Source organism: Pseudomonas sp. B5(2017) (genome assembly GCF_002112825.1).
GTDB lineage: Bacteria > Pseudomonadota > Gammaproteobacteria > Pseudomonadales > Pseudomonadaceae > Aquipseudomonas > Aquipseudomonas putida_Z.
Genome location: NZ_NEIR01000005.1, coordinates 142,414 through 169,149, shown reverse-complemented (window position 1 = coordinate 169,149; position 26,736 = coordinate 142,414). Strand labels below are relative to the sequence as shown.

25 protein-coding genes and 1 pseudogene are annotated in these 26,736 nt (G+C 61.9%); 14 read left to right on the top strand and 12 right to left on the bottom strand.

Annotated features, from left to right (window positions below; all coding sequences use genetic code 11):
• Positions 1-107: 107 nt before the first annotated feature.
• The 5 genes from CAG00_RS09515 to choX form a co-directional block, all read right to left on the bottom strand.
• Positions 108-365 carry a hypothetical protein gene (locus tag CAG00_RS09515; protein WP_003257487.1) on the bottom strand — a complete coding sequence of 86 codons (258 nt, stop codon included), beginning with the start codon at positions 363-365 and terminating at the stop codon, positions 108-110.
• Positions 366-688: 323 nt separating this feature from the next.
• Positions 689-1,165, bottom strand: coding sequence for a thioesterase family protein (locus CAG00_RS09510; RefSeq protein ID WP_085664136.1), 477 nt, complete (start codon positions 1,163-1,165; stop codon positions 689-691).
• 10 nt (positions 1,166-1,175) lie between these two features.
• A complete protein-coding gene (locus CAG00_RS09505) occupies positions 1,176-2,141 on the bottom strand; it encodes an L-carnitine dehydrogenase (protein WP_085664135.1) in 966 nt (321 codons plus the stop codon).
• A gap of 18 nt (positions 2,142-2,159) precedes the next feature.
• Positions 2,160-3,044: a 3-keto-5-aminohexanoate cleavage protein gene (locus CAG00_RS09500; protein WP_085664134.1), complete on the bottom strand. Its 885-nt coding sequence runs from the start codon at positions 3,042-3,044 to the stop codon at positions 2,160-2,162.
• Between the two features lie 121 nt (positions 3,045-3,165).
• Positions 3,166-4,110 (bottom strand): choline ABC transporter substrate-binding protein, encoded by a 945-nt coding sequence (gene choX, locus CAG00_RS09495; RefSeq protein WP_013970502.1) that lies wholly within the window; start codon positions 4,108-4,110, stop codon positions 3,166-3,168.
• A gap of 147 nt (positions 4,111-4,257) precedes the next feature.
• On the opposite strand from choX, the gene CAG00_RS09490 reads away from it, so the two are divergent.
• Entirely contained in the window at positions 4,258-5,220 is a 963-nt protein-coding gene (locus CAG00_RS09490) for a GlxA family transcriptional regulator (protein ID WP_085618407.1), read from the top strand.
• Here the strand turns inward: CAG00_RS09490 and CAG00_RS09485 are convergent.
• The 3 genes from CAG00_RS09485 to CAG00_RS09475 all read right to left on the bottom strand — a co-directional run bounded on the left by CAG00_RS09485 (position 5,211) and on the right by CAG00_RS09475 (position 7,062).
• Complete coding sequence (locus CAG00_RS09485) at positions 5,211-5,762, bottom strand: hypothetical protein (protein ID WP_085664133.1); 552 nt, start codon at positions 5,760-5,762, stop codon at positions 5,211-5,213. The two genes, CAG00_RS09490 and CAG00_RS09485, sit on opposite strands and share 10 nt — an antisense overlap.
• A gap of 66 nt (positions 5,763-5,828) precedes the next feature.
• The gene (locus CAG00_RS09480; protein WP_080958440.1) at positions 5,829-6,545 is read right to left on the bottom strand and encodes a hypothetical protein; all 717 of its coding nucleotides are present in this window, start codon (positions 6,543-6,545) and stop codon (positions 5,829-5,831) included.
• Positions 6,546-6,660: 115 nt separating this feature from the next.
• Positions 6,661-7,062, bottom strand: coding sequence for a lysozyme inhibitor LprI family protein (locus CAG00_RS09475; protein ID WP_085664132.1), 402 nt, complete (start codon positions 7,060-7,062; stop codon positions 6,661-6,663).
• Positions 7,063-7,349: 287 nt separating this feature from the next.
• Between CAG00_RS09475 and CAG00_RS09470 the strand changes: the two genes are divergently transcribed.
• The 7 genes from CAG00_RS09470 (at position 7,350) to CAG00_RS09440 (ending at position 16,714) form a co-directional block, all read left to right on the top strand.
• Complete coding sequence (locus CAG00_RS09470) at positions 7,350-8,327, top strand: dipeptidase (RefSeq protein ID WP_003257506.1); 978 nt, start codon at positions 7,350-7,352, stop codon at positions 8,325-8,327.
• A gap of 77 nt (positions 8,328-8,404) precedes the next feature.
• Positions 8,405-8,935 carry a DUF5943 domain-containing protein gene (locus CAG00_RS09465; protein WP_013970507.1) on the top strand — a complete coding sequence of 177 codons (531 nt, stop codon included), beginning with the start codon at positions 8,405-8,407 and terminating at the stop codon, positions 8,933-8,935.
• Positions 8,936-8,950: 15 nt separating this feature from the next.
• Positions 8,951-11,011 (top strand): dimethylglycine demethylation protein DgcA, encoded by a 2,061-nt coding sequence (gene dgcA, locus CAG00_RS09460; RefSeq protein WP_025337383.1) that lies wholly within the window; start codon positions 8,951-8,953, stop codon positions 11,009-11,011.
• Between the two features lie 177 nt (positions 11,012-11,188).
• Positions 11,189-13,141: a dimethylglycine demethylation protein DgcB gene (gene dgcB / locus CAG00_RS09455; RefSeq protein ID WP_013970509.1), complete on the top strand. Its 1,953-nt coding sequence runs from the start codon at positions 11,189-11,191 to the stop codon at positions 13,139-13,141.
• A complete protein-coding gene (locus CAG00_RS09450) occupies positions 13,141-14,373 on the top strand; it encodes an electron transfer flavoprotein subunit alpha/FixB family protein (protein ID WP_039613190.1) in 1,233 nt (410 codons plus the stop codon). The genes dgcB and CAG00_RS09450 overlap by 1 nt, the downstream gene beginning before the upstream one ends.
• A 10-nt stretch (positions 14,374-14,383) precedes the next feature.
• Complete coding sequence (locus CAG00_RS09445) at positions 14,384-15,154, top strand: electron transfer flavoprotein subunit beta (protein WP_085664131.1); 771 nt, start codon at positions 14,384-14,386, stop codon at positions 15,152-15,154.
• Positions 15,155-15,904: 750 nt separating this feature from the next.
• Positions 15,905-16,714 (top strand): RHS repeat-associated core domain-containing protein, encoded by an 810-nt coding sequence (locus CAG00_RS09440; protein WP_085664130.1) that lies wholly within the window; start codon positions 15,905-15,907, stop codon positions 16,712-16,714.
• A gap of 47 nt (positions 16,715-16,761) precedes the next feature.
• Here CAG00_RS09440 and gbcA read toward each other — a convergent pair whose 3' ends face one another.
• On the bottom strand, positions 16,762-18,054 hold the full coding sequence (gene gbcA, locus CAG00_RS09435; RefSeq protein WP_013970512.1) for a glycine-betaine demethylase subunit GbcA: 1,293 nt from the start codon (positions 18,052-18,054) through the stop codon (positions 16,762-16,764).
• A 295-nt stretch (positions 18,055-18,349) separates the two neighbouring features.
• Between gbcA and gbcB the strand changes: the two genes are divergently transcribed.
• Together gbcB and CAG00_RS09420 are read left to right on the top strand one after the other, a co-directional pair.
• Positions 18,350-19,450: a glycine-betaine demethylase subunit GbcB gene (gene gbcB, locus CAG00_RS09425; protein WP_015268654.1), complete on the top strand. Its 1,101-nt coding sequence runs from the start codon at positions 18,350-18,352 to the stop codon at positions 19,448-19,450.
• 115 nt (positions 19,451-19,565) lie between these two features.
• Entirely contained in the window at positions 19,566-20,264 is a 699-nt protein-coding gene (locus CAG00_RS09420) for an RHS repeat-associated core domain-containing protein (RefSeq protein WP_176240868.1), read from the top strand.
• A gap of 2 nt (positions 20,265-20,266) precedes the next feature.
• Here the strand turns inward: CAG00_RS09420 and CAG00_RS09415 are convergent, their stop codons facing one another.
• Complete coding sequence (locus tag CAG00_RS09415) at positions 20,267-21,892, bottom strand: methyl-accepting chemotaxis protein (RefSeq protein ID WP_085618415.1); 1,626 nt, start codon at positions 21,890-21,892, stop codon at positions 20,267-20,269.
• 275 nt (positions 21,893-22,167) lie between these two features.
• Here CAG00_RS09415 and CAG00_RS09410 point away from each other — a divergent pair, with 275 nt between their 5' ends.
• From CAG00_RS09410 to CAG00_RS29265, 4 genes and pseudogenes are all read left to right on the top strand, one after another.
• Entirely contained in the window at positions 22,168-22,398 is a 231-nt protein-coding gene (locus tag CAG00_RS09410; protein ID WP_085618417.1) for a hypothetical protein, read from the top strand.
• Entirely contained in the window at positions 22,395-22,697 is a 303-nt protein-coding gene (locus CAG00_RS09405; RefSeq protein ID WP_003257516.1) for a cell division protein ZapA, read from the top strand. The genes CAG00_RS09410 and CAG00_RS09405 overlap by 4 nt, the downstream gene beginning before the upstream one ends.
• A gap of 178 nt (positions 22,698-22,875) precedes the next feature.
• A pseudogene (locus CAG00_RS29270) lies at positions 22,876-23,949 on the top strand (cache domain-containing protein); the annotation flags it as partial.
• A 126-nt stretch (positions 23,950-24,075) separates the two neighbouring features.
• Positions 24,076-24,813: a methyl-accepting chemotaxis protein gene (locus CAG00_RS29265; protein WP_371915766.1), complete on the top strand. Its 738-nt coding sequence runs from the start codon at positions 24,076-24,078 to the stop codon at positions 24,811-24,813.
• A gap of 153 nt (positions 24,814-24,966) precedes the next feature.
• Here the strand turns inward: CAG00_RS29265 and CAG00_RS09395 are convergent, their stop codons facing one another.
• Positions 24,967-26,007: a low specificity L-threonine aldolase gene (locus tag CAG00_RS09395; protein ID WP_085664128.1), complete on the bottom strand. Its 1,041-nt coding sequence runs from the start codon at positions 26,005-26,007 to the stop codon at positions 24,967-24,969.
• A 167-nt stretch (positions 26,008-26,174) separates the two neighbouring features.
• Positions 26,175-26,696, bottom strand: a complete 522-nt coding sequence (locus tag CAG00_RS09390; RefSeq protein ID WP_139832753.1) for a hypothetical protein — start codon at positions 26,694-26,696, stop codon at positions 26,175-26,177.
• Positions 26,697-26,736: the final 40 nt, after the last annotated feature.

The following is a 26,736-nucleotide window of genomic DNA, read 5'->3' as shown; positions in this document are numbered from 1 at the left end:
TCTTCGCGGGCTTGCCCGCTCCCACAGGAGATGCACAGTGTTTGAAATCTGTGCAATCCCTGTGGGAGCGGGCAAGCCCGCGAAGAGGCCGGTGCAGGAAAACTCTGTCAGCCGCGCTTGTTGAACTGCGCCAACGCCGGCAACAGCTGTTTGTCGATGGCCTGGCGCACCGCCGGCAGGATCGTCGCGCTACCGGTATACATCTGCTCCACCATCCCCTTCAGCGCCCGTGCATTGGGCTCGGTCAGCCCACGCACCACCGCTTCGCACGCCTGCTCGGCAGTAGCGCCGGCCGGAATCTCGAACCCGCGCGCGCGCAGGTGGCCTGCCAGATCGTCCTGGTCAATCAAATCCGCATGCATCATGGCTGTTGTCCCTTTTATCGCTAAGAGAGTGCTGCTGTGATTTACGACCGATTCTGTGACGCCGGCGACATGCCCGCAACAACAGAATGGCGCCATGGCTGCTTTGGCTAAGAACAGGTCGTTCCCGGCTAAATCCACCTGCCGGGAAGTGAGCAAACTCAAGCCATCTACCGCAACGGAGGGTTTGGTCACCCTCGTTCGTGCACAGTGGATGTTGCTCGCTCTTGGCCCCGGATGCTCACGGCTTTCCGGGGTTATTTTTTGCCTGAATACATGACCTGTGGGAGCGGGCGTGCCCGCTCCCACAGGTTATGTGTTACTGCTCAGTTTGGCGTAGGCAGGGCTATCACCCGGCCGACGAACTCAGCCGAGGGCACATCCTGCTGCTCATCCACCAACCCTTGCAGCAACCCGACACTACGCTCACTGAACGGCGCCGACTTCGGCCCTGTCAGGTCCACATGCAGCAGCATCTGCTCACTGGCCGCCAGCGCTTCGTCGAACCCTGCCCGGTGCAGGCTGTGGTAGACATGCAGGCGCTTGCGATCGAAGCCGATGATCTGTGTCTGCACCCACACCTCGCTACCCAGCTTCACTTCGTGCAGGTAGTTGATGTGCGCCTCCAGGGTGAACAGCGAGTTACCGCTCTGGCCGCGACTGTCGGCATCCAGGCCGATGCGCTCCATCAGCGCGTCGGTGGCGTAGCTGAAGATCAGTAGGTAGAAGGCATCGCGCAGGTGCCCGTTGTAGTCGACCCAGTCCTCCTGGACTGGGGTGCGGTAGGTGATCAGTGCGGGCATCGCGGTCTCCTCAGTCGCCGAAAGCCATACCGTGCTTGGCCTTGCTGGTCTTCACCGCTTCCAGCACTGCCAACAGGGTGTCATCACGATAGCGCTCCAGCGCGGCGATGCTGCGGTCGCCCAGTTGCTCGGAAGTGCCTTCGACCACATCGTCGATCAGCTTGTCGGTCAGCTCTGGTGCCGGCAGGTAAGTCCACGGCAGCTGCAGCGCCGGGCCGAACTGGGCCATGAAGTGACGCATGCCTGCGTCACCACCGGCCAGGGTGTAGGTGAGGAACGTGCCCATGAACGACCAGCGCAGGCCGGCGCCGAAGCGGATGGCATCGTCGATTTCGCCGGTGCTGGCCACGCCGTCGTTGACCAGGTGCAGGGCCTCGCGCCACAGGGCTTCGAGCAGGCGGTCGGCGATGAACCCGGGCACTTCCTTGCGAACATGCAGCGGGCGCATGCCCAGGGCGGTGTAGATGGTCCTGGCAGCTTCAATGGCCTCGGGGGTGGTGCGCTTGCCGCCGACGATTTCTACCAGCGGCAGCAGGTACACCGGGTTGAACGGGTGGCCTACCACGCAGCGCTCGGGGTGGGTGGCCGATTCGTAGAACTCGCTGGGCAGCAGGCCCGAGGTGCTTGAACCGATGATCGCGTCGGGTTTGGCGGCAGCGCTGATCTTTGCGTGCAGGTCGAGTTTCAGGTCCAGGCGTTCAGGGGCGCTTTCCTGGATGAAATCGGCATCGCGGACGCATTCCTCGATGGTGGCGACGAACTTCAGGCGGTCTTGTGAGGCGCCTGGTGCCAGGCCTTGCTTTTCCAATGCCGGCCAAGCGTTGGCGATGCGTTTGCGCAACGCCTGCTCGGCGCCTGGCGCCGGGTCCCAGGCGACCACGTCCAGCCCGTGGGCCAGGGCGCGCGCGACCCAGCCGCTGCCGATCACGCCACTACCCAGGGCGGCGAAGGTCTTGATCTCGGTGATGAAGGTCATGTTGGGCTCCTGAAAGTGTCAGCGGCGTTTGAGGTTCATCTTTTCCCGGCCTTCGGCCGGGGTCAGTACACGGGCGCCAAGGCGCGAAATGATCTCTACCGCGCGCTCGACCAACTGGCCGTTGCTGGCCAGCACGCCACGGTCCAGGTACAGGTTGTCCTCCAGGCCCACCCGCACGTTGCCGCCCAGTAGCACGGCCTGGGCGGCCATCGGCATCTGCATGCGGCCGATGCCGAACCCGGCCCAGGTGACGTTGGCCGGCAGGTTGTCGACCATCGCCTTCATGGTGGTGGTATCGGCCGGCGCGCCCCACGGGATGCCCAGGCAAAGCTGGAACAGTGGGTCGTCGAGCAGGCCTTCCTTCATCATCTGCTTGGCGAACCACAGGTGGCCGGTGTCGAAGATTTCCAGCTCGGCTTTTACCCCCAGCTCGGTAATGCGCTTGGCGCCGGCGCGCAGTTGTGCCGGGGTGGAGACATAGATCGAGTTACCGTCGCCGAAGTTGAGGGTGCCGCAGTCGAGGGTGCAGATTTCCGGCAGCAGCGCTTCGACGTGGGCCAGGCGCTCCAGTGGGCCGATCAGGTCGGTACCCGCGCCGAATTCCAGCGGTGTTTCACCTGGGCCGATTTCCAAGTCGCCACCCATGCCCGCGGTAAGGTTGACGATGATGTCCACGTCGGCTTCGCGGATGCGTTCCATGACTTCGCGATACAGCGCCACGTCACGGCTGAAGCGGCCGGTTTGTGGGTCGCGCACGTGGCAGTGGACCACGGTGGCGCCGGCTTTGGCGGCCTCTACGGCAGAATCGGCGATCTGCTTGGGGGTGACTGGAACAAGGTGGCTTTTCGAGGCGGTGTCGCCGGCGCCGGTGAGGGCGCAGGTGATGATGACGTCGTGGTTCATGGCGGGGTTCCTTGTGGTGTCTGGTGGCCTTTTCGCGGGTAAACCCGCTCCCACAGGGGACGATGTTGCCCCTGGCATGTGCATGACTTGTGGGAGCGGGTTTACCCGCGAATGGGCCGGATCAGTTGGCAGTGAGGTTGAGGTTGTCGGCAGCCGGCTTGCCATCGAAGGTGGTCACACCCTCCAGCCAGCGGGCCTTGTCCTCGGGGTGGTCCTTGAGCCACTGGCGGGCCGACTCCAGTGCATCCTTGTGGTCGAGCAGCGGCTGCATCATGCGGCTCTCGTCCTCGGCGCTGAAGTTCAGGTTGGCCAGCAGGCGGTGGGCATTGGGGCAGCGTTCGGCGTAGTCCGGCGCGGTCACCGTCCACACTGTCGCGCGGCCTTCGTCAGGGCCCAGGGCGTCCTGGCTGTCGCCCAGGTAGACCATGTCGATATTCACGTTCATCGGGTGCGGCGCCCAGCCAAAGAACACCACGGCTTCGTTGCGCCGCACCGCGCGATCGACGGCGGCGAGCATGCCGGCCTCGCTGGACTCGACCAGCTGGAACTTGCCCAGGCCGAACTGGTTCTTGGCGATCATCGCCTTGATCTGGGTGTTGGCGCCGGAACCCGGTTCGATGCCGTAGATTTTCCCGCCCAGTTCCTTTTCGAACTTGTGGATGTCGGCGAAGGTCTTCAGGCCCTTGTCGGCCAGGTACTTGGGCACCGCCAGGGTGGCGCGGGCGTCTTCCAGGCTGGGTTTGTCGAGCACCTTGACCTGCTTGGCGTCGACGAACGGGGTGATGGTCTGGGTCATGATCGGGTTCCAGTAACCCAGGAACATGTCCAGGCGTTTGTCGCGGATGCCGGCGAAGATGATCTGCTGCGAGGCGCTGGTCTGTTTGGTCTGGTAGCCAAGGCCATCGAGCAGCACCTGGGCCATGGCGCTGGTGGCGATGACGTCGGTCCAGTTGACCACGCCCAGACGGACGTTCTTGCAGGCCGCAGGCTCGGCGGCGAATAGTGGGGAAGTGGCGATGCTGCTCAGGGCAAGGGTCAACAGGCTGCGGCGGATCAAGCTGTGCATGGTGGCTCTCCATCGGCAGTGCATATTGTTATTGGGGTTCGACCTCTCTGGGTCGTATGAAGAAGCTACGCTGCTGTCAGGGTGGAAAATCGCACCCTGGCGACCAACATTTGCACGGAGGCGACCACCTTTGCCGTGGAGCATGCAATGCCGCAAATCATTCACTTCCTGTTGTTGCCCGGGTTCTCGGCCATGGGTTTCATCAGTGCCCTGGAGCCACTGCGGGTGGCCAATCGTTTCAAGGGCCCACTGTATCGCTGGCAGGTGTTGAGCCTGGACGGCGGGGCGGTGCAGGCCAGCAATGGCATGTCGGTGAACGCCGATGCGGCGCTGGGGGCGGGCGAACCTGGTGGCATCCTGCTGATCGTCGCCGGTTTCGAGCCATTGGCCTGTTACGGGCCGGCGCTGCAGCAGGCGCTACGCCGCCTGGATCATGAGGGGGTGGTTCTGGGTGGCATCGATACCGGCGCGGTGGTGCTGGCCGAGGCCGGCCTGCTCGACGGCCACCGCGCCACCGTGCACTGGGAGGCGCTGGAGGCGTTCAAGGAGAATTACCCGAGCCTGCAGGCCACACAGGAACTGTTCGAAATCGACCGACGGCGCATCACCTGTGCGGGCGGCACTGCCTCAATCGACCTGATGCTCGACCTGATTGCACAATCCCATGGCAGCGAGCTGGCGGTGCAGGTTTCGGAGCAATTCGTGTTGGGCCGTATTCGGCCGCGGCAGGATCATCAGCGGATGCAGATCGCCTCTCGCTATGGCATCAGCAACCGCAAGCTGGTGCAGGTGATCGGCGAGATGGAAAAGCATACCGAGCCACCGTTGAGCACATTGGAGCTGGCCGCCCGTGCCATGATCACCAGGCGTCAGCTGGAGCGCTTGTTTCGTTTGTACCTGAATGATACGCCCAGTGGCTTCTATCTTGACCTGCGTCTGGACAAGGCACGTCAGCTGCTGTGTCAGACGCAGATGAGCATCACGCAGGTCAGCGTGGCATGTGGTTTCGAGCTGCCGTCGTACTTCACCCGCCGGTACAAAAGACGCTTTGGGCGCTGTCCGCGTGAAGAACGTCAGGCGCTCAAGCCACAGCTGCCGGATCAGAACTGATCGAGGTCGGAAAGCGCCTGGAGGCGGTTTTCGACCTGTACTCGCCGTGCTTCGAAAGCCCGGACGTCGAGTTTCGCGCCCATGTGGTCCAGTTGCAGGGCAAGGCGTGTACGTGGGGCACCCGGGTCGGTCGAACAGCACAGGTTGAAGACGATCGCCAGCGGGCTGCCGCTGTCATCCAGGTCAAATTCGATGCGCAGGTGCGAGCTGGCCGAGGTGCTGCGCAGCAGGGCGAGGTCTGGCTGTTTCAAGCCATTAAGTATGTCGTTGGCAACCCGCTCGAACTTGAGGTTGCGACGCTGGGGCGCTGGAATCCAGCCGTTGAAGACGTCTTGAAACACAGCATCCGTGGGTACGCAGTTGATGCTTTTCGTTGTCCGTTCGATCAGTTCGACACCGCTGTTTTCCAGGCCCTGCAGAAAACGGTTGAACCAGCGCTGGCCATCCTGTTGGCGATCGTGAACCTGGTTGGCCTCCAGTTGCGCCAGGCGCAGGCAGGCATGAAGGTCTTCCCAGGGTTGGTTGGCAGGTTTGGTGGGCATGCTTGTGGCCCTCGCTGCAGGCGTAGGAAGGGGAACCTGGCGCCGCTATGCGGCGCCAGGTGCAGGTCAGATGTCCAGCGCCAGGATGTCGAACGCCTGGCTGGCCAGCTTCATCCTGACGGCTTCGCGCATGGCGTCGAAGTGGCGAACACTGAACGAGCCCTGCTGCGAGGCCCGGTATACGCGGGTGTTGGACTTGTCGATGATGCGGCCAGCGGAGCCTGCGGTTTTTTCAGCCTTGTCATAGCTCAGCTGAACGCTGGTCATGTGCATGATCGGCAGGCCTTGAGGTGTCATCTCGCAGGCCGAAATCTGAATGGTGCTGGATTTGCCCGAAACGCTCACGCTGCTTTCTTCGAGCAGTTGCTGTGCCTTCGGCGTTTGCACGATCACTTCGAAGGAGCGTTTTACGCAGCGGCTCAGGCGGTGGCTGGCGCCGATCTGGACGGTGACGATCTGAGGCACCAGGGTGGCCAGCGTGTGGGTGTCCTTGTCGATTGCTTCTTCGACATGGGCGGCGCCGGTCAGCGTCCAGCCGAACTTGCCCAGGCCGTCGTTGTAGAAGTTGTACCACTCGCGCTGCTGGGTTTCCTTGTCGAACTTCTTGTTCGCCGACAGGTTCATCAGGCGCATGCCATCGAGCACGTCTTCGGCAACGCTGGCGGGTACATCCGGGGCAAAGATGCAGACGGTGTTGGCTACCATGACGGCGCGTTCTTCGCCTTCTTTCTTCAGGGCGGCAATGGCGCTGTTCATGTCGGTCTTGCTGATAGTGGAGGTCATGTCTTGGTTTCCGATCGAGTTCATCATCGGCACCTCGGGTGAGGCGCCGGGGACGCACTTTGGTTCGGATCGTCAAGACAGATAAGCCGAAAGCCTTTCCTGCCGAGGAACTCCCTTACTGCTGGCCGATGGACTGCAGGTACTCAGAGCGGTCATCGCTGCGCTGTGCCACGCAAGTGTTCCACGCCGCTTCGAACGCCTTGCTGCCCGGCTTCTCGGCGTAGGTTTCGACCTTGCAGTCGGCATCGCGCAGTTGCGCCCACAGTTTTTCGGCCGCCTCCATGCGCCCGGCCAGCGCATCTGCCTTGTCGCCTTCGTCGGCGTACTGGTCGCGAATGCGCTGTATCAGGTCGTCATACGCCGACTTCAGTTCACGCTCGGCCGTCTGCTTGTTGAACGCCGCGCAAGCGAATGTCTGCTGGTCGGTCTCGACGTTGTCGCACGGGGTGCTTTCTTCCTCGCCGGCCTGGGCGCCCGATACGACAGCCAGCAATACCAGCCATGCCATTGATTTCATCCGTTTTCTCCTCAACAAGGCTGACGAATCGGCTGGATTCTCGCTCAGCCGCCGACAAGACGATAGCTCCCTGAAGAAATGTTCATGAAACGGCCGGAAATGTCGTTATCGAGACTGTCTCTCATCGCCAGACGGCGCGCCAGAGGGCGCGATGTCGCGCATTGACGCTTTCGGCAAACCCCCTGTCGTTTTTGCATCGGGGCGCCTTTGGGCACAGGCATATGCTGGCCCCAAAGCGCCGGCAATAAGGTTTGGCGCAAACCCATTCAATAAAAGGGGACAGCCTGATGAGCCCAGCCGAACTTCACGCCGACAGCATCGTCATCGACGGCCTGATCATTGCCAAATGGAACCGCGAGCTGTTCGAGGACATGCGCAAAGGCGGGCTGACTGCGGCCAACTGCACGGTGTCGGTCTGGGAAGGCTTCAAGGCTACCGTCGACAACATCGCCGCCAGCCAGAAGCTGATCCGCGATAACAGCGACCTGGTGATGCCGGTACGCACCACCGCCGACATCCGCAAGGCCAAGGAGCTGGGCAAGACCGGCATCCTCTTCGGCTTCCAGAACGCCCACGCCTTCGAAGACCAGATCGCCTACGTCGATGTGTTCAAGCAGCTGGGCGTGGGCATCGTGCAGATGTGTTACAACACCCAGAACCTGGTCGGTACCGGCTGCTACGAGCGTGATGGCGGCCTGTCGGGCTTCGGCCGCGAGATCGTTGCCGAAATGAACCGCGTCGGCATCATGTGCGACCTGTCCCACGTCGGCTCCAAGACCTCCGAAGAAGTCATCCTCGAATCGAAAAAGCCGGTCTGCTACTCGCACTGTCTGCCTTCGGGCCTGAAGGAACACCCGCGCAACAAGTCGGACGAAGAGCTGAAGTTCATCGCCGACCACGGCGGTTTCGTCGGCGTGACCATGTTCGCGCCGTTCCTGGCCAAGGGCATCGACTCCACCATCGACGACTACGCCGAAGCCATCGAGTACACCATGAACATCGTCGGTGAAGACGCCATCGGTATCGGCACCGACTTCACCCAGGGCCATGGCCAGGACTTCTTCGAGTACCTGACCCACGACAAGGGCTACGCCCGTCGCCTGACCAACTTCGGCAAGATCATCAACCCGCTGGGCATCCGCACTGTGGGCGAATTCCCCAACCTTACCGAAACCTTGCTCAAGCGCGGCCACTCCGAGCGCGTGGTGCGCAAGATCATGGGTGAGAACTGGGTCAACGTCCTCAAGGACGTGTGGGGCGAGTAAGCCGCTCTCCAAGCCTGAAAGCCCCTGCCAGCAACGCCGGGGCATCCCAATAAAAAATTTTATGGAGTTGAGTTTCCATGGCCAAGATCGCCCCGCAATTGCCAATCGAAGTAGACAGCGAGACCGGTGTCTGGACCAGCGACGCCTTGCCGATGCTGTACGTGCCGCGCCATTTCTTCGTCAACAACCACATGGGCATCGAAGAAGTCCTGGGCGCCGACAAGTACGCCGAGATCCTCTACAAGGCCGGCTACAAGTCCGCCTGGCACTGGTGTGAAAAAGAAGCCGAGTGCCACGGCCTGGAAGGCGTTGCGGTGTTCGAGCACTACATGAAGCGCCTGAGCCAGCGCGGCTGGGGCCTGTTCGAAATCCAGGACATCGACCTCGACAAGGGCACCTGCAGCGTCAAGCTCAAGCACTCCGCGTTCGTGTACGTCTATGGCAAGTGCGGCCGCAAGGTCGACTACATGTTCACCGGCTGGTTCGCCGGTGCCATGGACCAGATTCTCGCTGCCCGCGGCAGCTCGATCCGCACCGTGGCCGAACAGGTCTATGGCGGGTCGGAAGAAGGCCACGAAGATGGCCTGTTCGTTACAAAGCCGTTGTAAGCCGGAGATAGCGTCATGGCATTCGAAGCAATGTTCCAGCCGATCCAGATCGGCAAACTGACCATCCGCAACCGTGTGCTCAGCACCGCGCACGCCGAGGTCTACGCCACTGACGGCGGCATGACGACCGACCGCTACGTGAAGTACTACGAAGAAAAGGCCAAGGGCGGTATCGGCCTGGCGATCTGCGGCGGCTCGTCGGTGGTGGCCATCGACAGCCCGCAGGAGTGGTGGGCGTCGGTCAACCTGTCGACCGACCGCATCATCCCGCACTTCCAGAACCTGGCCGACGCCATGCACAAGCATGGCGCCAAGATCATGATCCAGATTACCCACATGGGCCGTCGCTCGCGCTGGGACGGCTTCAACTGGCCGACCCTGATGTCGCCGTCGGGTATCCGTGAACCCGTGCACCGCGCCACCTGCAAGACCATCGAGGTGGAAGAGATCTGGCGCGTGATCGGCAACTACGCGCAAGCTGCCCGCCGCGCCAAGGAAGGTGGCCTGGACGGCGTGGAACTGTCGGCCGTGCACCAGCACATGATCGACCAGTTCTGGAGCCCGCGGGTCAACAAGCGTACCGACGAATGGGGCGGTACCTTCGAAGGCCGCATGAAGTTCGGCCTCGAAGTACTGAAGGCTGTGCGCGCCGAGGTCGGTGACGACTTCTGCGTGGGCATGCGTATCTGTGGCGACGAGTTCCACCCCGATGGCCTCAGCCACGAGGACATGAAGCAGATCGCTGCCTACTACGACGCCACTGGCATGCTCGACTTCATCGGCGTGGTCGGTTCGGGTTGCGACACCCACAACACCCTGGCCAACGTCATCCCGAACATGAGCTACCCGCCGGAGCCGTTCCTGCACCTGGCGGCCGGTATCAAGGAAGTGGTCAAGGTCCCGGTGCTGCACGCGCAGAACATCAAGGACCCGAACCAGGCCACGCGTATCCTCGAAGGCGGCTACGTGGACATGGTCGGCATGACCCGTGCGCACATGGCTGACCCGCACCTGATCGCCAAGATCAAGATGGGCCAGATCGACCAGATCAAGCAGTGCGTCGGTGCCAACTACTGCATCGACCGCCAGTACCAGGGCCTGGATGTACTGTGCATCCAGAACGCCGCGACCTCCCGTGAATACATGGGCGTGCCGCACATCATCGAGAAGACCACCGGCGCCAAGCGCAAGGTGGTGGTGGTTGGCGCCGGCCCGGCCGGCATGGAAGCGGCCCGCGTGGCTGCCGAACGTGGCCACGACGTGACCCTGTTCGAGAAGAAGGAGCAGATCGGCGGGCAGATCACCATCGCCGCCAAGGCCCCGCAGCGCGACCAGATCGCCGGTATCACCCGCTGGTACCAGCTGGAGCTGGCGCGCCTGAAGGTCGACCTGCGCCTGGGCACCGCCGCCGACGTGGCTGCCATCCAGGACCTGCGCCCGGACATCATCGTGCTGGCGGTGGGTGGGCATTCCTTCCTGGAGCAGAACGAGCACTGGGGCGCCGCCGAAGGGCTGGTGGTCAGCAGCTGGGACGTGCTCGACGGCAAGGTTGCGCCGGGCAAGAACGTGCTGGTGTACGACACCATCTGCGAGTTCACCGGCATGTCGGTGGCTGACTTCATCGCCGACAAGGGCAGCCAGGTCGAGATCGTCACCGACGACATCAAGCCGGGTGTGGCCATGGGCGGTACTACCTTCCCGACCTACTACCGCAGCATGTACCCGAAAGAAGTGATCATGACCGGCGACATGATGCTGGAAAAGGTCTACCGCGAAGGCGACAAGCTGGTGGCGGTGCTGGAAAACGAATACACCGGTGCCAAGGAAGAGCGCGTGGTCGACCAGGTGGTGGTGGAGAACGGCGTGCGTCCTGACGAGCAGCTGTACTACGCACTGAAGGAAGGTTCGCGCAACAAAGGCCAGATCGACGTGGAGGCGCTGTTCGCCATCAAGCCACAGCCGATCCTCAGCCAGCCGGGCGAAGGCTACCTGCTGTACCGCATCGGCGACTGCGTGGCCCAGCGCAACGTGCATGCGGCGATCTACGACGCCTTGCGCCTGTGCAAGGACTTCTGATCGAGAAAAATCGTCGCCACCGGGCGCGGTCCCTGTGGGAGCGGGTTCACCCGCGAAAGCGTCAGCACAAGCAACAGAGTTGTCTGATCTGACGCATTCGCGGGTAAACCCGCTCCCACAAGGGGCCAATCCCACCTTCAGAGTGGCGCAAGAATCCAGCTGTTGTGGGAGCCTCCCATGTTGAACACCCTTCTACCTATCCTGCTGTTCGCTGCCCTTGGCCTGGCAGTGCTCGGCGCCCTGCGCCGGGTGCGCATGTGGCGGCGTGGCCGGCCGTCCAAGGTCAACCTGATCGGCGGCCTGCTGGCCATGCCGCGCCGCTACCTGGTGGACCTGCACCATGTGGTCGAGCGCGACAAGTACATGTCCAAGACCCACGTGGCCACCGCTGGCGGCTTCGTGCTGTCGGCCGTACTGGCGATCCTGGTGCACGGCTTCGGCCTGCAGAGCAAGATCCTCGGCTACGCGTTGCTGGTGGCCACGGTGATCATGTTCAGCGGCGCCATCTTCGTCTTCAAGCGCCGCCTCAACCCGCCTTCGCGCCTGTCCAAGGGCCCGTGGATGCGCCTGCCGAAGAGCCTGCTGGCGTTTGCCGTGAGTTTCTTCATCGCCACCTTGCCGGTCGCCGGCATCCTGCCGGCCAACACCGGTGGCTGGGTGATGGTGGGTATTCTCGGCCTGGGCGTGCTGTGGGGCGTGTCGGAGCTGTTCTTCGGCATGACCTGGGGCGGCCCGATGAAACACGCCTTCGCCGGTGCCCTGCACCTGGCCTGGCACCGTCGCGCCGAACGCTTCGGCGGCGGCCGTTCCACCGGCCTCAAGCCGCTGGACCTGGAAGACCCGAACGCGCCGCTGGGCGTGGAAAAGCCGGTGGACTTCACCTGGAACCAGCTGCTGGGCTTCGACGCCTGCGTGCAGTGCGGTAAATGCGAAGCCATGTGCCCGGCCTTTGCCGCCGGCCAGCCGCTGAACCCGAAAAAGCTCATCCAGGACATGGTCATCGGCCTGGCCGGTGGCACCGACGCGCAGTTCGCCGGCAGCCCATACCCGGGCAAACCGATCGGTGAGCATGGCGGCCACCCGCACCAGCCGATCGTCAATGGCCTGGTCGACGCCGAAACGCTGTGGTCGTGCACCACCTGCCGTGCCTGCGTCGAGGAATGCCCGATGATGATCGAGCACGTCGATGCCATCGTCGACATGCGCCGTCATCTCACCCTGGAAAAAGGCGCCACCCCGAACAAGGGCGCCGAAGTGCTGGACAACCTGATCGCTACCGACAACCCGGGCGGCTTCGCCCCTGGTGGGCGCATGAACTGGGCCGCCGACCTCAACCTGCAACTGCTGTCGGAGGTGAAAACCACCGAGGTGCTGTTCTGGGTCGGTGACGGCGCCTTCGACATGCGCAACCAGCGCACCCTGCGCTCGTTCGTCAAGGTGCTCAAGGCGTCGGGCGTGGACTTTGCCGTGCTCGGCCTGGAAGAGCGCGACAGCGGCGACGTGGCGCGCCGTCTGGGCGATGAGGCGACCTTCCAGCAACTGGCCAAACGCAATATCCAGACCCTGGCCAAGTACAAGTTCCAGCGCATCGTCACCTGCGACCCGCACAGCTTCCATGTGCTGAAGAACGAGTACGGCGCCCTGGGCGGGGACTATCAGGTGCAGCACCACAGCACCTACATCGCCGAACTGATCGCGGCCAACAAGCTCAACCTCGGCCAGCACAAGGGCGGCAGCGTCACCTACCACGACCCGTGCTACCTGGGCCGTTACAACGGTGAGTACGAAGCTCCGCGTGCCGTGCTCAAGGCCCTGGGTATCGAAGTGCGCGAGATGCAGCGCTCGGGCTTCCGTTCCCGTTGCTGCGGCGGTGGTGGCGGTGCGCCGATCACCGACATCCCTGGCAAGCAGCGTATCCCGGACATGCGCATGGACGACATCCGCGAGACCGAGGCCGAGCTGGTAGCTGTGGGTTGCCCACAGTGCACCGCCATGCTCGAAGGTGTGGTCGAACCGCGCCCGCAGATCAAGGACCTGGCCGAACTGGTGGCCGACGTGCTGATCGAAGAGGACGCGCCCTCTGCCCCAAAGCCGCAAACGGCCAAACGTGAACCCGCGGAGGTGCACTGATGAGCGACATTATCCGCCGCGACCCACGCGCCGAGTGGATCGCCCGTAACCGTCTGCACCCGCTGCATGCAGCGATGCAGACGCAGCAGACCAGCTGGATGGGGCCCAACGGCCTCATCCGCAAGAACCCCCATGCGATTGCCGCAGGCTTCATCGGCCCGGCCGGCATCAAGCGCATCGACCGCAGCGGCGCCCAGCAGGGCACCGCCGTGGGCGGACGACGCACGGCGGCGGCCGAGGTCAAGCTGCCGCTGCACCAGGTGCCGGCGCCGGCGTTCTACATCGCCGTGGTGCCGGACATGGTCGGTGGCCGCCTGAGCAGCCACGACCGCGACCTGCTCGGCCTGGCCCACAGCCTGGCCGGCAGCGACGGTGCAGTGCTGGCAGTGGTGTTTGGCGAGCACAAGGAAAGCAACTTTTCCACAGCCGGGGTCGACCGCCTGCTGGTCATCGAAGGCGAGGCTTTCGAAGGTTATGCACCGGAGCAACTGGTACAAGGCCTTCGGGCTGTGGATAACCAGTTCACCCCGCGCCACTGGCTGCTGCCCGACAGCCGCACCGGTGGTGGCGAACTGGGCCGGCGCCTGGGCGCGGCACTGGGTGAGCGCCCGGCGACGCGGGTATGGCAGGTCAAGGACGGCCAGTGCATCGGCCGTGCCGGTGCCGGCCAGCAAGACCTGCAGCGCGCCGTACCACGCTTGATCCTGGCGGCGGCCGAGTGCGCCGAGCCAGTCAGCGAAACCCGGCACGAAGCGCTGCCCGTGGAGTTGTCCACAAGCGTGGCGCGCAGCCTGTCGCGCATCGAAGACCTCGGTTCGGTGGCCGTGGACCCGGCCACCATTGCCATGGCCGAAGCCGAGTTCATCGTCTCGGGCGGCAACGGGGTCAAGGACTGGGACCTGTATCACAAGGCCACCGCGGCCCTTGGCGCCACCGAAGGCGCCTCGCGGGTGGCGGTGGATGACGGCTTCATGCCGCGCAACCGCCAGGTGGGTGCCACTGGTACCTGGGTTACCGCGCGGGTCTACGTGGCTGTGGGTATCTCGGGCGCGATCCAGCACCTGCAGGGCATCGGCGCCTGCGACAAGGTGGTGGCGATCAACATGGACCCGGGCTGCGACATGATCAAACGGGCCGACCTGTCGGTAATTGGCGACAGTTCGGCGATTCTCCAGGCACTGATCGAGGCTGTGGACAACTACCGCAGCGGCGGCCAGCGCGACGCGGCATAAGGGCACGAGCATGAGTACGAAAGTGATCAGCCTGGTTTCCATCGGTGCCCACCCCAGCTCCGGCCGCGCTCGCCGCGCCGAGCAGGATGCGCGCGCCGTGGAGCTGGGTTTGCAGCTGGCTGGGGATAACTTGCAGGTGGTGCATGCCGGCGACCCACGGGAAGAGGCGCTGCGCGCCTACCTGGGGATGGGTCTGGACCATCTGGATGTGCTGGAGCAGCCGGCTGGTGCCGACGTGCTGGGCGTGCTCGGGGATTACCTGCGCGATGCCGGGGCACAGCTGGTGCTGACCGGTAGCCAGGCCGAGACCGGCGAAGGGTCGGGCATGTTGCCGTTTCTGCTGGCCGAAAAGCTCGGCTGGCCGCTGATTGTGGGGTTGGCTGAAGTGGAGTCGATCGACAACGGCACCGCCCAGGTATTGCAGGCGCTGCCGCGCGGTCAGCGGCGTCGGCTGAAGGTGCGCCTGCCGTTGCTGGCGACTGTGGATAACGCTGCGCCCAAGCCGCGCCAGAGTGCTTTCGGGCCGGCGCGTCGGGGTGTGTTGGCGGCACGCAACGTGGCTATCGTCGAGGACGAACTGCTGGCCGAATCCGAACTGCAGCCAGCCCGCCCACGGCCCAAGCGGCTGAAGGTGATCAAGGCCAAGAGCGGTGCCGACCGGATGAAGGCGGCGACGGCCAAGGCCAGTGGCGGCGGTGGCAAGGTGTTGAAGGACGTTTCTCCACAGGAAGGCGCCGAGGCCATCCTCAAGCTGCTGGTGGAAGAGGGCGTGCTGCGCTAGAGCCTCACGCGGTCCCGGTGTAGGAGCGGCCTTGTGTCGCGATGGGCTGCGCAGCAGCCCCCGGCAATCTTGACTCGTAGTCGAGATCCTGGGGCCGCGCTGCGGCCCATCGCGACACAAGGCCGCTCCTACATTCCATACACAGCCTCGATCGGGCGCTTTTGCCCACCGAATCTGTTCGCCAAGGTGTGGATAAAGTGTTGGCGCATGGCCGCAGCCCTTGTATGACGGGGCCTCCAAGATTATGGTCAAAAAACAACCAGTATTATCCCTGCCTTCGCATGCAACGCGCGGCAGTACCCTCCTGATTTTGCCCACAATCGCTGTTAGCCGGTCTGTGGATAATCTGTTTGATAGCGCCTGTAGGCCTTATATTTAAGGGCCTCGGTACACTTGCTCAAAAAATGATCAAGTCCGGGTGAGGTCTTCTCTTTCTTCGGAAATCATGCTCTTGAGTCGCTTATCCACAGCTCGATCGAAGAACATCCATTGGTTGCCCACAAACTCTGTTGGTGTCTCTGTGGACAAAGTGTTCGCGGAGGCCTCCAAGCCTTTATTAGCAAGGCTTTCAAAGGTTTGATCAAAAAATGTTCAATTTGCGATACCAGATAGCGAAACACCGTCGGCGAGCATTTTCCACGTTGGCTGTGTGTAAGCCTCGGGATAACTAATAGCTACCCGTCATTTTTGCCAGTTTCGTATCGATTTCAATGCTCTTAGGATCAAGGCAGGCCTTTTAGAGGTTTCGCTATGAGTTTGGTGCTTTTGCTGGCAGTCGACAGGCAGCGTTCTGTTCTCAGCGGGTTGGATAGCATCGGTAGGGTGTACACGGCCTACGGGTATTTCGCTATCCAGGGCGGACCGATAAGTGCGTTCTGTGGCGAGCCGATAGATCCCCTGACAGGTTGCTACCCTTTGGGTAATGGTCATCGCCAGTACAATCCGAAGCTCATGCGTTTACAGTCGCCAGATGAATACAGCCCGTTCGGTGAAGGCGGGCTCAATGTGTACATGTATTGTAAAGGCGACCCTGTAAACCGCCACGATCCCAGTGGCTCCATTCCTTTATGGTTGCCGCAGGCGCAGCGCGCTCTGACAGCAATTTTGCATGTGGTTTCGCCGTTGGCAATCATGCTCGGCCCACCCCCAAAAGGCGGCCTTGCGACAAATGCCTCGCGCATGGCACTAGCGGGGTCTGGTACTAGCGTCGTAGGTGCTGGTCTTGGGCTCGCCGGAGTTGGTGCAGCTCCCTATGTCTCTGCCGCAGGAACCGGACTGCTGATGACTGGTGCAGGTATCCGTCTGGCTAAATCATTATGGGATAAGCGATCAGCGCTTTGGCACGGTACCAAGAAAAACTTCAGATCGAATTTGAGAACGATTTTCAAGGTGCAAGTTAAGAAAAAGAAGCGCAGGGTGGCGCCGCCAAGCGGCTCACCAAGGAAAGCGGTAGGATCGGTTTATACGATCGAGCACGAACTCGAAGAGATCAGCGGGAAGAGTTCCTCATCGACTGTTCCAGATCTCGCACCATCCCTACAGGATATCCGGGAAGTCTAGTCAGAAAACCAAGCCTGTGAATTATCCACAGGCTTGGTTGGCGTGTATCACTGCGCCTGAACTTCCTTCAGATACGCCGCCGGCTCCGCCCCCAGGTTGTTCAGCAAGCGCTGGCTGTACCAGTCAATGAAGTTGACCACGCCAAACTCGTAGGTCTTCGAGTATGGCCCAGGCTGGTACGCAGTGGAGTTGATACCACGCTGGTTTTCCTCGGCCAGGCGACGGTCCTGGTCGTTGGTGGCGTCCCACACCTTGCGCATGTTCTCGGGGTTGTAGTCCACACCCTCCACGGCATCCTTGTGCACCAGCCACTTGGTGGTGACCATGGTTTCCTGGGCGCTGATCGGCCACACGGTGAACACGATCATGTGGTCGCCCATGCAGTGGTTCCAGGAGTGCGGCAGGTGCAGGATGCGCATCGAGCCCAGGTCCGGGTTCTGGATACGACCCATCAGCTTCTGGCAGGCCTGCTTGCCGTCCATGGTCATCGACACGGTGCCCTTGAGCAGTGGCATGCGCACGATACGGTTACGCAGGCCATGGCTCTTGTGCAGGTACGGGATCTTCTCGGCTTCCCAGGCGGCGGCGGAGGCGGCCACGTGGTCCTTGAATTCCTGGCTGGCGCGTGGGTCGTTGGTGTCGTCCCATTCCAGCAGGGTTTGCAGCAGCTCCGGGTGCGAACCGTTGCAGTGGTAGCACTCGCGGTTGTTTTCCAGCACCAGCTTCCAGTTGGCCTTTTCCATCAAGGTGGTCTGCACCGCCACCTTGGTGTTTTCCATGTCGTACGGTTCCATGTAGTGGTCCAGGGTGGCCAGGAACTCGTCGATGGCAGGCGGGTTTTCCGCCAGGCTGATGAAGATGTAGCCGCCGGCGACCTTCACGTTCACAGGCTTCAGGCCATACTGGTTCATGTCGAAGTCGGCACCCATTTCGGTACCGGCGAACAGCAGGCGGCCGTCCAGCTCGTAGGTCCACTGGTGGTACGGGCAGACCAGCTTGGCCACCTTGCCCTTGTCGCTGACGCACAGGCGCGAACCGCGGTGGCGGCAGACGTTGTGGAAGGCGTGCACCTTACCTTCGGCGCCACGCACCACGATGATCGGGTTCTTGCCGATCTGCAGGGTGATGTAGTTGCCCTTGGCCGGGATCTCGCAGGTCATGCCGGCGATCAGCCACTCCTTGTGGAAGATCTCCTGCATGTCGATCTGGAACAGACGCTCGTCGGTGTAGAAAGGCTGGGGCAGCGAGTAGGTGCGCTCGCGGGTCTGCAACATCTCGGCGGTGGCCTTGCGTGCAGGTTCCAGTGGATCGCCCAGGCTCAGGGTTGCGGTGACGTCCATCGTGTATTCCTCGGGGCCGTGTGCGGCCGGCAAAAGGTGGCTAATCGTTGTTGTGGTGCCGCAAGGCTGCTTATCAAGAAACAGCTGGTTGTTTTGCCGTGGAGTGTGCGTCCGAAGGCGTCATGAACCGTATCCATGGGCGACATGGCCGATTTGAATTACGACGCGCCAGCCCTTGCAGCGCGGGGCTGGTCGCGATAAGCACGCCGATGTCGCTGGCAGGAATGTACGTCGTCTTCAGCTTGCGCATTATCCAAGCCATAAAAAGGCCAATAGTCGGCTGCTGGAGATGAACATGTCCGATACCTTCCTCAATCCGGTCACTACCCAGACCTGGGCCAACGGCCGCCACATCGTGCGCTGCGTCAAGGTCATCCAGGAGACCTGGGACGTGCGCACGTTCTGCTTCATGGCCGATCAGCCGATCATGTTCTTCTTCAAGCCGGGGCAGTTCGTCACCCTGGAGCTGGAGATCGAAGGCAAGCCGGTGATGCGTTCCTACACCATCTCCAGTTCACCGTCGGTGCCCTACAGCTTCTCGATCACCGTCAAGCGTGTACCGGGCGGCCTGGTGTCCAACTTCCTCCACGACACCATGCACGAAGGCGCCGAGCTGCCGGTGCACGGTCCGGTGGGGCTGTTCAACGCTATCGATTTCCCGGCGCAGAAGGTGCTTTACCTCTCGGGCGGTGTCGGGATCACCCCGGTCATGTCGATGGCGCGCTGGTTCTACGACACCAACGGCAATGTCGACATGGTGTTCGTGCACAGCGCCCGTTCGCCGAAGGACATCATCTACCACCGCGAGCTGGAGCAGATGGCCTCGCGCATCCCCAATTTCAGCCTGCACATCATTTGTGAAAAGCATGGCCTGGGTGAGCCGTGGGCGGGTTATCGCGGTTACCTCAACCAGCGCCTGATGGAGTTGATCGCGCCGGACTACATGGACCGCGTGGTGTTCTGCTGCGGCCCGACGCCATACATGACTGCGGTCAAGCGCATGCTCGAAGCGGTCGGCTTCGACATGAAGAACTATCACGAGGAATCGTTCGGCGCGACGCCGCCCGAGGCCAAGGCCGATGCGGTGGAGCATGCCGAGCAGGCTGCCGACGCGCCGGAACTGGATGCGGCCGATCTCAACCTGGTGGAGTTCATCGGCAGCGAGAAGAGCATCCGCATCGCCCCGGGCGAGACCGTGCACGCGGCGGCGGCCAAGGTTGGCCTGATGATCCCGAAAGCCTGCGGCATGGGCATTTGCGGCACCTGCAAGGTGCTCAAGCTGGGCGGCGAAGTGGAGATGGAGCACAACGGCGGCATTACCGAAGAGGACGAAGCCGAGGGCTACATCCTGTCGTGCTGCAGCGTGCCCAAAGGGGATGTGCGGATCGATTACTGATTTGAGAGAGCGGGGCCACGACAAGGTACCCGCGTTTCACTATGCTTACCAGCATATCTGTGAGTACCCGACAACGCTCGTCGGCTAAAGAATCTGCTCTACATGGAAATATGGAGTGGCCGAATTGCACGAAGAGTTGTTACATGCCGATTCATCTAGTCCAGCCTTGCGCAGTATTGGACTACTAAACCACACCTATGATCCTTACGGTGTAGATCATCGTATTGATGATTTTGTCGTGGCATTCAATGGTGAGCTGCGTAACAGACTCAGCGCCAGTTACCTGCTCGGTAATGGCAGGCGAATGTACAGCCCAGCATTAAGGCGATTTCACAGCGCGGATCGGCAGAGCCCATTCTCACAGGGAGGTATCAATGGATATGCGTACTGCCTTGGGGATCCGGTCAACCGAGTTGATCCGAGTGGCGAAGTCAGCTATGCCAAGGTGCTTGCAAACACCGTATGGGTTGGTAAACGTGCTAAAGCGTCCATGTCCAAGTTGAAAGGATTGAAAAGGCTGGATAATGCGAACAAATACCTGAAAAAGGCCAGCGTTGCGATGGCTACGATGGGATTGCCGGGGGCCAACTGGGTCAATGCTGCGAGCTTTTCTGTGAAACTGGGGGTCTCGGCAATTGATGTTGGCGGCTTCTTCGGGCGTATGGTTAGTGAGTATTTCATCAAGCAGAAAGTGATGCCCATCATCGTGGAGATTCTACCTCCCAAGGGGCTCTCGCTCGGTGTTAAAGCCCCTCCCGCGATCCAGGCCTCACAGGTTCGGGAAGGGCGCTTATCAAGACGGCGTACCATTTAGGCTCAAGTACGGAAGCGGGCCACCAACCCATTCAGGTCCACAGCCAACCGCGACAACTCCGCACTCGCCGCACTGGTCTGATGCGCCCCGGTAGCACTCTGCACCGACAGGTCATTGATGTTCACCAGGTTGCGATCCACTTCCCGCGCCACCTGCGCCTGCTCTTCCGCCGCGCTGGCAATCACCAGGTTACGCTCGTTGATCTGCGCCACCGCCCCGGCGATGGTGTCCAGCGCCATGCCTGCGCCACGGGCAATGTTCAGGGTTGATTCGGCACGCTCGGTGCTGGTGCGCATCGATTCCACCGCTTCTTCCGTACCGCCCTGGATACTGCCGATCATCCGCTCGATCTCGCTGGTCGACTGCTGGGTACGATGAGCCAGCGCCCGCACCTCATCAGCCACCACGGCAAAGCCACGGCCCGCCTCACCGGCACGTGCCGCCTCGATCGCGGCGTTCAGCGCCAGCAGGTTGGTCTGGTCGGCCAGGCCACGGATCACGTCCAGCACCTTGCCGATATCGCGCGACTGTTCGGCCAGGTGAGTGATCAGTTTGGCAGTGGCCTGCACATCGCCACTCATACGCTCGATGGCACCCACGGTCTCCATCACCAGGTCACGTCCATCACCGGTGGAGCGGCTGGCTTCACTGGAAGCTTCCGAGGTGCTCACGGCATTGCGCGCCACTTCTTCCACAGCGCTGGTCATTTCAGTTACCGCAGTGGCAGCCTGCTCAATCTCGTTGTTCTGCTGCTGCAGGCCACGGGCACTTTCGTCGGTGACGGCATTCAACTCTTCGGCCGCCGAGGCCAGCTGGGTGGCGGAGCCGGCGATCTGTTGCAGGGTATCGCGCAGCTTGTCCTGCATGCGGGCCATGGCACGCAGCAGGCGGGCGGCTTCGTCGGTGCCTTCGGCGCGGATGACGTGGGTCAGGTCACCGTCGGCGACCTGTTCGGCGCTTTTGAGTGCTTCTTCGATCGGCTTGACGATGCTGCGGGTCAGCAGGAAGGCGCAGACGAAAGTCAGCACGGTGGCGGCGACCAGCAGGCCGATCACCAGGGCGAAGGCAGCGGCGTACTGGTTGGCGGCCTTCTCGTTGGTGGCGCGGGTCTGGTCGGTGTTGATGCGCACCAGGGTGTCCATGACTTTGTTGATCTGTTCGGAGTTGGCCAGCAGGTCGCGGTTGAGCAGGTCGCGCAGTTCGTCGACGCGGTCGGCCTGGCTCAGGCTGCGCATGCGCGACTCAAGTTGACGGTACTGGTTGAGCAACTGGCCGTACTGGTCGAATGCAGCCTGTTCGTCGGCGGCGCCGATCATCGGCAGGTAGGCCTGGCGTGCACGGTCGATCTGGCTGTTGCGTTCGTCCAGCAGGCTCAGGGTCTCGCGCTGGGTCGCCGGCTCGCGGTTGAGCAGCAGGCGGTAGGAGAGGGTGCGCATGCGCAGGTTCAGGGCGGTGAGTTCGTCGAGGATCTTGATGCTGGGCACGCTGACCTGTTCGATGACGACGCCGGCCTGGCGGATGTTGCCCATCTGGATGAGGGAGAAGATGCCGAGGCCAAGCATCAGCAGGCCGATGAGCGCGAAGCCGAGCAGCGCGCGCGGGGCGATGTTCATATTACGTAGAGACATGAAGGGACGATCCAGGCAAAGGGAAAAGGGTGCGCAAAGTGCGACAGAACATGACTTGCCGGGCTATCGGTTGTGACTGCTCAGTCTTGAGTGCTGTTGGCGAAAATTGTGAGGTTGCTAACCTTTTCCTGACCGGCGGTTGACCCATGTCGGAACAAGGGGGTGGTTCCTCTGTCAATCTGCGGGTTAGACACCTTGTGAATCCGATATTTAATGGCGATGGGCCGCACTTTTCTTTATCGTGTGCGCCCCTCGCAACAACCTGAGATAGACCCATGCTGGAAGCTTCCCTGAACCAAATCGAGCAACTGGTCAGCGACCTGATGCAGAAGAACGCTCAACTCACCGAGCAGAACACCGTCCTCGGCCAGGAACTGGCCCAGGCCAAGGAAGAGAACGAAACCCTGCAGCTGTCGCTGATGGAGCAGGAAGAGAAGAACGGCAGCACCGCCGCACGTCTGCAGGCCCTGCTCGAGCGCGCCAACGCTGGCGTCGTAGGCGCATGACACTGCGAGCGCAGCCGATCAATGTCGTGTCGATCCTCGGCAACGACTATTCGATCAAGGCGCCTGAAGGCCAGGAAGCGACCCTGGCCCAGGCCGTGCAGATGCTCAACACCGCCCTGGCCCAGACCAAGCGTCAGTACCCGACCCTGATCGGCGACAAGCTGCTGGTGCTGGCCGCGCTGAACCTGTGTTCGCGGCAGATCGAACTGCAGGATGAGCACCGCAAGACGCTGGAGCGTACCCAGGCGCAGATCGACGCCACGGTGGACGCCATCGTGCGAACCATAGCCGAACAATAAGGCCTTGCATCGACCTCTGTGGGAGCGGGTTCACCCGCGAATGCGTCAGTGCATTCAGCATCGCATTCGCGGGTAAACCCGCACCCGCAGGGCATATGATTGCTTCAGATCACTGGATTAACTGGATACGCAAGTGTATACACTTTCCGCAGAACAATAATTATGCGGGGAGTAGGGCATGCGTATCTGGCGCAAGAGCATCCAGTGGCAGTTGATCACCAGCATGGGCGCCGCCCTGCTGGCGAGCATCCTGGTGGTGGTCATCATTTTCACGGTGGCGCTAAACCGCCTCACCGAACGCTACCTGGTCGATACCGCGCTGCCCGCCAGCATCGAGGCCATCCGCAACGACATCGAGCGCATGCTCGGCCAGCCGCTGGTGGCGGCGGCGGATATTGCCGGCAACACCCTGCTGCGCGACTGGCTTGCCGCCGGTGAAGACCCTGCCCAGGCCGCTCCATTCATCGAATACCTGACCGCCGCCAAGCAGCGCAACCAGGCCTTCACCACCTTGTTCGTCTCGACCGAAACCGGCCACTACTACAACGAGAATGGACTGGACCGTACCCTCAGCCGCAGCAACCCCAAGGACAAATGGTTCTACGGCTACATCGACAGCGGTGCCGAACGCCTGATCAACATCGACATCGACGGTGCCACCGGCGAGCTCGCGCTGTTCATCGACTATCGAGTGGAAAAGAATGGCCAACTGGTCGGTGTGGCTGGCATGGGCCTGCGCATGACCGAACTGTCGAAGCTGATCCATGACTTCAAATTTGGCGAGCACGGCAAGGTGTTCCTGGTGCGTAACGATGGCCTGATCCAGGTTCATCCGGACGCTGCCTTCAGCGGCAAACGCCAGCTCCCCGAACAGCTCGGCGCGGATGCCGCCAAGGCGCTGATGACCGGCGGCGAAGGCCTGCGCAGCAGCCGCTTCAGCCGTGACGGCGAAAGCTACCTGGCGCTCGGCCTGCCCCTGCGCGACCTCAACTGGACCCTGGTGGCCGAGGTGCCGGAGGAGGAAATCTACGCGCCAATGCACCAGGCGGTATGGCTGACCAGCCTGATCGGTGGTGCCGTGGCCCTGGTGTCGCTGCTGCTGGTGGTGCTGCTGGCGCGTGGCCTGGTGCGGCCGATCCGCCGCGTCACAGCGGCGCTGGTACAGATTGGCAGCGGCGCGGGTGACCTCAGCCACCGGCTGGACGATTCACGCCAGGACGAACTGGGCGACCTGGCGCGTGGCTTCAACCGCTTCCTCGACAGCCAGCGCCGGTTGATCGGCGAGGTATTGCACACTTCCGAGCGGCTGCACCTGGCGGTCGAGCAGGTGACACAGGTGGTGGACAACACCGCCGAGCGTTCCGGGCGCCAGCAGGAAATGACCGAAATGGTCGCTACCGCCGTGCACGAAATGGGTTTGACCGTGCAGGACATTGCCCGCAATGCCGGTGATGCGGCCCAGGCCTCGCAGTCGGCGAGGGACGAAGCCCTGCAGGCGCGTGAAGTGGTGCAACGCTCGATCCGTGGTATCGAGGGGATGTCGGGTGATATCGGCAAGGCGGCCGACGCAGTCAGCCAGCTGGCCGATGAAGTGGCCTCGATCGACGAAGTTCTAGCGGTTATTCGTAGCATTTCCGAGCAAACCAACCTGCTGGCGCTGAATGCTGCCATTGAAGCGGCCAGGGCAGGGGAGATGGGCCGTGGGTTTGCCGTGGTGGCCGATGAGGTGCGTACCTTGGCCCGGCGCACGCAGCTGTCCACCGACGAAGTGCAGCAGATGATCCAGCGCTTGAAGCAGGGCGCGGGTTCGGCGGTGAGTTCGATGCAGGCGGGGCAGCAGGCGACGGGTAGCGGGGTGGAGTCGAGCCAGCGCACCGGGGCGTCATTGGGGGCGATCACTGACCAGGTGGAGCACATCAGCGACATGAACCATCAGGTGGCTACTGCGACCGAAGAGCAGTCGGCGGTGACCGAGGAGATCAACCGTACGGTGCAGGGGATTTCCGACCTGGCGCGGGAGACCGCGGCGGAGGTGCAGGGCTGTCGCGAGGAGTGCCAGGCGCTGCGTGGTTTGGCTGATGACCTGGCGCGGCAGATGGGTGGGTTCAGGCTTTAGATCCGTGTTGGCTTCTTCGCGGGTAAACCCGCTCCCACAGGTTCATCATTGCTCTTGAGGGCAGAGCTGTACCTGTAGCTCCCACAGGCTCACCTCAGGCCTTGAAACCTGCGCGATCCCTGTGGGAGCGGGTTTACCCGCGAATGCGGCCTGTCAGGCGCCGATGATGGCGCGGATATCCGCCGCCAGCTCGCGCACCCGCTCTTCCTCGGTATCCCACGAGCACATGAACCGCGCCCCGCCGCTACCAATGAAGGTATAGAACCGCCACCCTCTGCCGCGCAGTGCTTCGATCGCGTGCTCCGGCACCTGCAGGAACACCCCGTTGGCTTCAACCGGGAACATCAGCTCCACCCCCGGCAAGTCACTCACCAGCGAGGCAAGCAACTGCGCGCAATGGTTGGCATGCGCGCCATGGCGCAGCCAGGCGCCATCTTCCAGCAGGCCCACCCAAGGCGCCGACAGGAAGCGCATCTTCGATGCCAGCTGCCCGGCCTGCTTGCAGCGGTAGTCGAAGTCCTCGGCCAGTTGGCGGTTGAAGAACAGGATCGCCTCGCCCACCGCCATGCCGTTCTTGGTGCCGCCGAAGCACAGCACATCGACACCGGCCTTCCAGGTCAGCTCTGCCGGGCTGCAGCCCAGGAACGAACAGGCATTGCTGAAGCGGGCGCCGTCCATGTGCAGGTTCAGCCCCAGCTCCTTGCAGGTGGCGCTGATCGCTTTCAGCTCGTCGGGTCGATAGACGGTGCCCACCTCGGTGGCCTGGGTAATGGTCACCACCCGTGGCTTGGGGTAGTGGATGTCCTGGCGCTTCAGCGCCACTTCGCGGATCGACTGCGGTGTCAGCTTGCCGTTGACGCTGGGCGCGGTCAGCAGCTTGGAGCCGTTGGAGAAGAACTCCGGCGCACCGCACTCGTCGGTTTCGACGTGGGCGGTCTCGGAGCAGATCACGCTGTGGTAGCTCTGGCACAGCGAGGCCAGGGCCAGGGAGTTGGCGGCGGTGCCGTTGAAGGCGAAGAACACCTCGCAGTCGGTTTCGAACAGCTTGCGGAAGTATTCCGCGGCGCGTTCGGTCCACTGGTCGTCGCCATAGGCGCGGTCGTGGCCATGGTTGGCCTTTTCCATCGCTGCCCAGGCTTCGGGGCAGATGCCGGAATAGTTGTCGCTGGCGAATTGTTGGCTCTTATCTGTCATGACACTGTCCTGTGAACGACGCAGAACAGCACTCTAAACCATCATTTGGTCGGTTGCCTATACAAGCTCGGTGGTTCGAATGGGCTGCCTGAGCATGCGCCAAGCAGAGTGGTGCATGCCAGTAAGGTAGCGGGGCGGTGGCATAGCGTCGCCCCACTTCTCTACAACTAACCTCGACGCTCACTCAAGTGGATTTCCCAGTAGATGTCTTCAATGATGCCGGCGACTTCATAGTAAGTTGCATCAATATAGCGAAAATCAATTTCGTAATTCTTGCCATTAATTTTTAAGTTTCCATTGTTGGCTAATGCGGCGTAGCCGAGATCACTCTGATCTTCAGAGAAATTTTTGATGAGGTCGCCGTTTGTGTAGAGCTGAACGTGAGCATATATTTTTTCAGTAACATTTTTCCGGCGTGAGCGGCTTGATCTCTCGGCTTTCCTGGCTTGCTGGCATTGCGTGTAGATTTTTTCTGAAAGTTCGGACGTCTTTAATTCGGCGCCAGTGATGCGTACCAGTTGCTGTTTATCAGATAAATCTGATTCAAATAAACTGAGTTTTGCAGTTGATCGCCGCAAATCAAAAGACTTGATATCAAGAATATCTCCGGCGCGCAAATGCACCAGCGAGCCATAGGCTTGAGGCTCCAGTGGGAATGTAAAAAGTCCGAAGTTGGCTTTAATTTCCATAGCGTTGCTCCTCATGCTTCGGCAGAAATTGGCGCCGCCG

Excerpts from the sequence above, each read along its gene's own strand:
- CAG00_RS09500 (WP_085664134.1), bottom strand. The coding sequence starts at position 3,044 with ATGAACCACGACGTCATCATCACCTGCGCCCTCACCGGCGCCGGCGAC.
- CAG00_RS09390 (WP_139832753.1), bottom strand. The coding sequence starts at position 26,696 with ATGGAAATTAAAGCCAACTTCGGACTTTTTACATTCCCACTGGAGCCT.
- CAG00_RS09490 (WP_085618407.1), top strand. The coding sequence starts at position 4,258 with ATGCCGCAAATCATTCACTTCCTGTTGTTGCCCGGGTTCTCGGCCATG.
- CAG00_RS09510 (WP_085664136.1), bottom strand. The coding sequence starts at position 1,165 with ATGCCCGCACTGATCACCTACCGCACCCCAGTCCAGGAGGACTGGGTC.
- CAG00_RS09515 (WP_003257487.1), bottom strand. The coding sequence starts at position 365 with ATGATGCATGCGGATTTGATTGACCAGGACGATCTGGCAGGCCACCTG.
- CAG00_RS09440 (WP_085664130.1), top strand. The coding sequence starts at position 15,905 with ATGAGTTTGGTGCTTTTGCTGGCAGTCGACAGGCAGCGTTCTGTTCTC.
- CAG00_RS09395 (WP_085664128.1), bottom strand. The coding sequence starts at position 26,007 with ATGACAGATAAGAGCCAACAATTCGCCAGCGACAACTATTCCGGCATC.
- CAG00_RS09505 (WP_085664135.1), bottom strand. The coding sequence starts at position 2,141 with ATGACCTTCATCACCGAGATCAAGACCTTCGCCGCCCTGGGTAGTGGC.
- gbcB (WP_015268654.1), top strand. The coding sequence starts at position 18,350 with ATGTCCGATACCTTCCTCAATCCGGTCACTACCCAGACCTGGGCCAAC.
- gbcA (WP_013970512.1), bottom strand. The coding sequence starts at position 18,054 with ATGGACGTCACCGCAACCCTGAGCCTGGGCGATCCACTGGAACCTGCA.
- CAG00_RS09465 (WP_013970507.1), top strand. The coding sequence starts at position 8,405 with ATGGCCAAGATCGCCCCGCAATTGCCAATCGAAGTAGACAGCGAGACC.
- CAG00_RS09410 (WP_085618417.1), top strand. The coding sequence starts at position 22,168 with ATGCTGGAAGCTTCCCTGAACCAAATCGAGCAACTGGTCAGCGACCTG.
- CAG00_RS29265 (WP_371915766.1), top strand. The coding sequence starts at position 24,076 with ATGACCGAAATGGTCGCTACCGCCGTGCACGAAATGGGTTTGACCGTG.
- choX (WP_013970502.1), bottom strand. The coding sequence starts at position 4,110 with ATGCACAGCTTGATCCGCCGCAGCCTGTTGACCCTTGCCCTGAGCAGC.
- dgcA (WP_025337383.1), top strand. The coding sequence starts at position 8,951 with ATGGCATTCGAAGCAATGTTCCAGCCGATCCAGATCGGCAAACTGACC.
- CAG00_RS09485 (WP_085664133.1), bottom strand. The coding sequence starts at position 5,762 with ATGCCCACCAAACCTGCCAACCAACCCTGGGAAGACCTTCATGCCTGC.
- CAG00_RS09445 (WP_085664131.1), top strand. The coding sequence starts at position 14,384 with ATGAGTACGAAAGTGATCAGCCTGGTTTCCATCGGTGCCCACCCCAGC.
- dgcB (WP_013970509.1), top strand. The coding sequence starts at position 11,189 with ATGTTGAACACCCTTCTACCTATCCTGCTGTTCGCTGCCCTTGGCCTG.
- CAG00_RS09415 (WP_085618415.1), bottom strand. The coding sequence starts at position 21,892 with ATGTCTCTACGTAATATGAACATCGCCCCGCGCGCGCTGCTCGGCTTC.
- CAG00_RS09405 (WP_003257516.1), top strand. The coding sequence starts at position 22,395 with ATGACACTGCGAGCGCAGCCGATCAATGTCGTGTCGATCCTCGGCAAC.
- CAG00_RS09470 (WP_003257506.1), top strand. The coding sequence starts at position 7,350 with ATGAGCCCAGCCGAACTTCACGCCGACAGCATCGTCATCGACGGCCTG.
- CAG00_RS09475 (WP_085664132.1), bottom strand. The coding sequence starts at position 7,062 with ATGAAATCAATGGCATGGCTGGTATTGCTGGCTGTCGTATCGGGCGCC.
- CAG00_RS09450 (WP_039613190.1), top strand. The coding sequence starts at position 13,141 with ATGAGCGACATTATCCGCCGCGACCCACGCGCCGAGTGGATCGCCCGT.
- CAG00_RS09480 (WP_080958440.1), bottom strand. The coding sequence starts at position 6,545 with ATGACCTCCACTATCAGCAAGACCGACATGAACAGCGCCATTGCCGCC.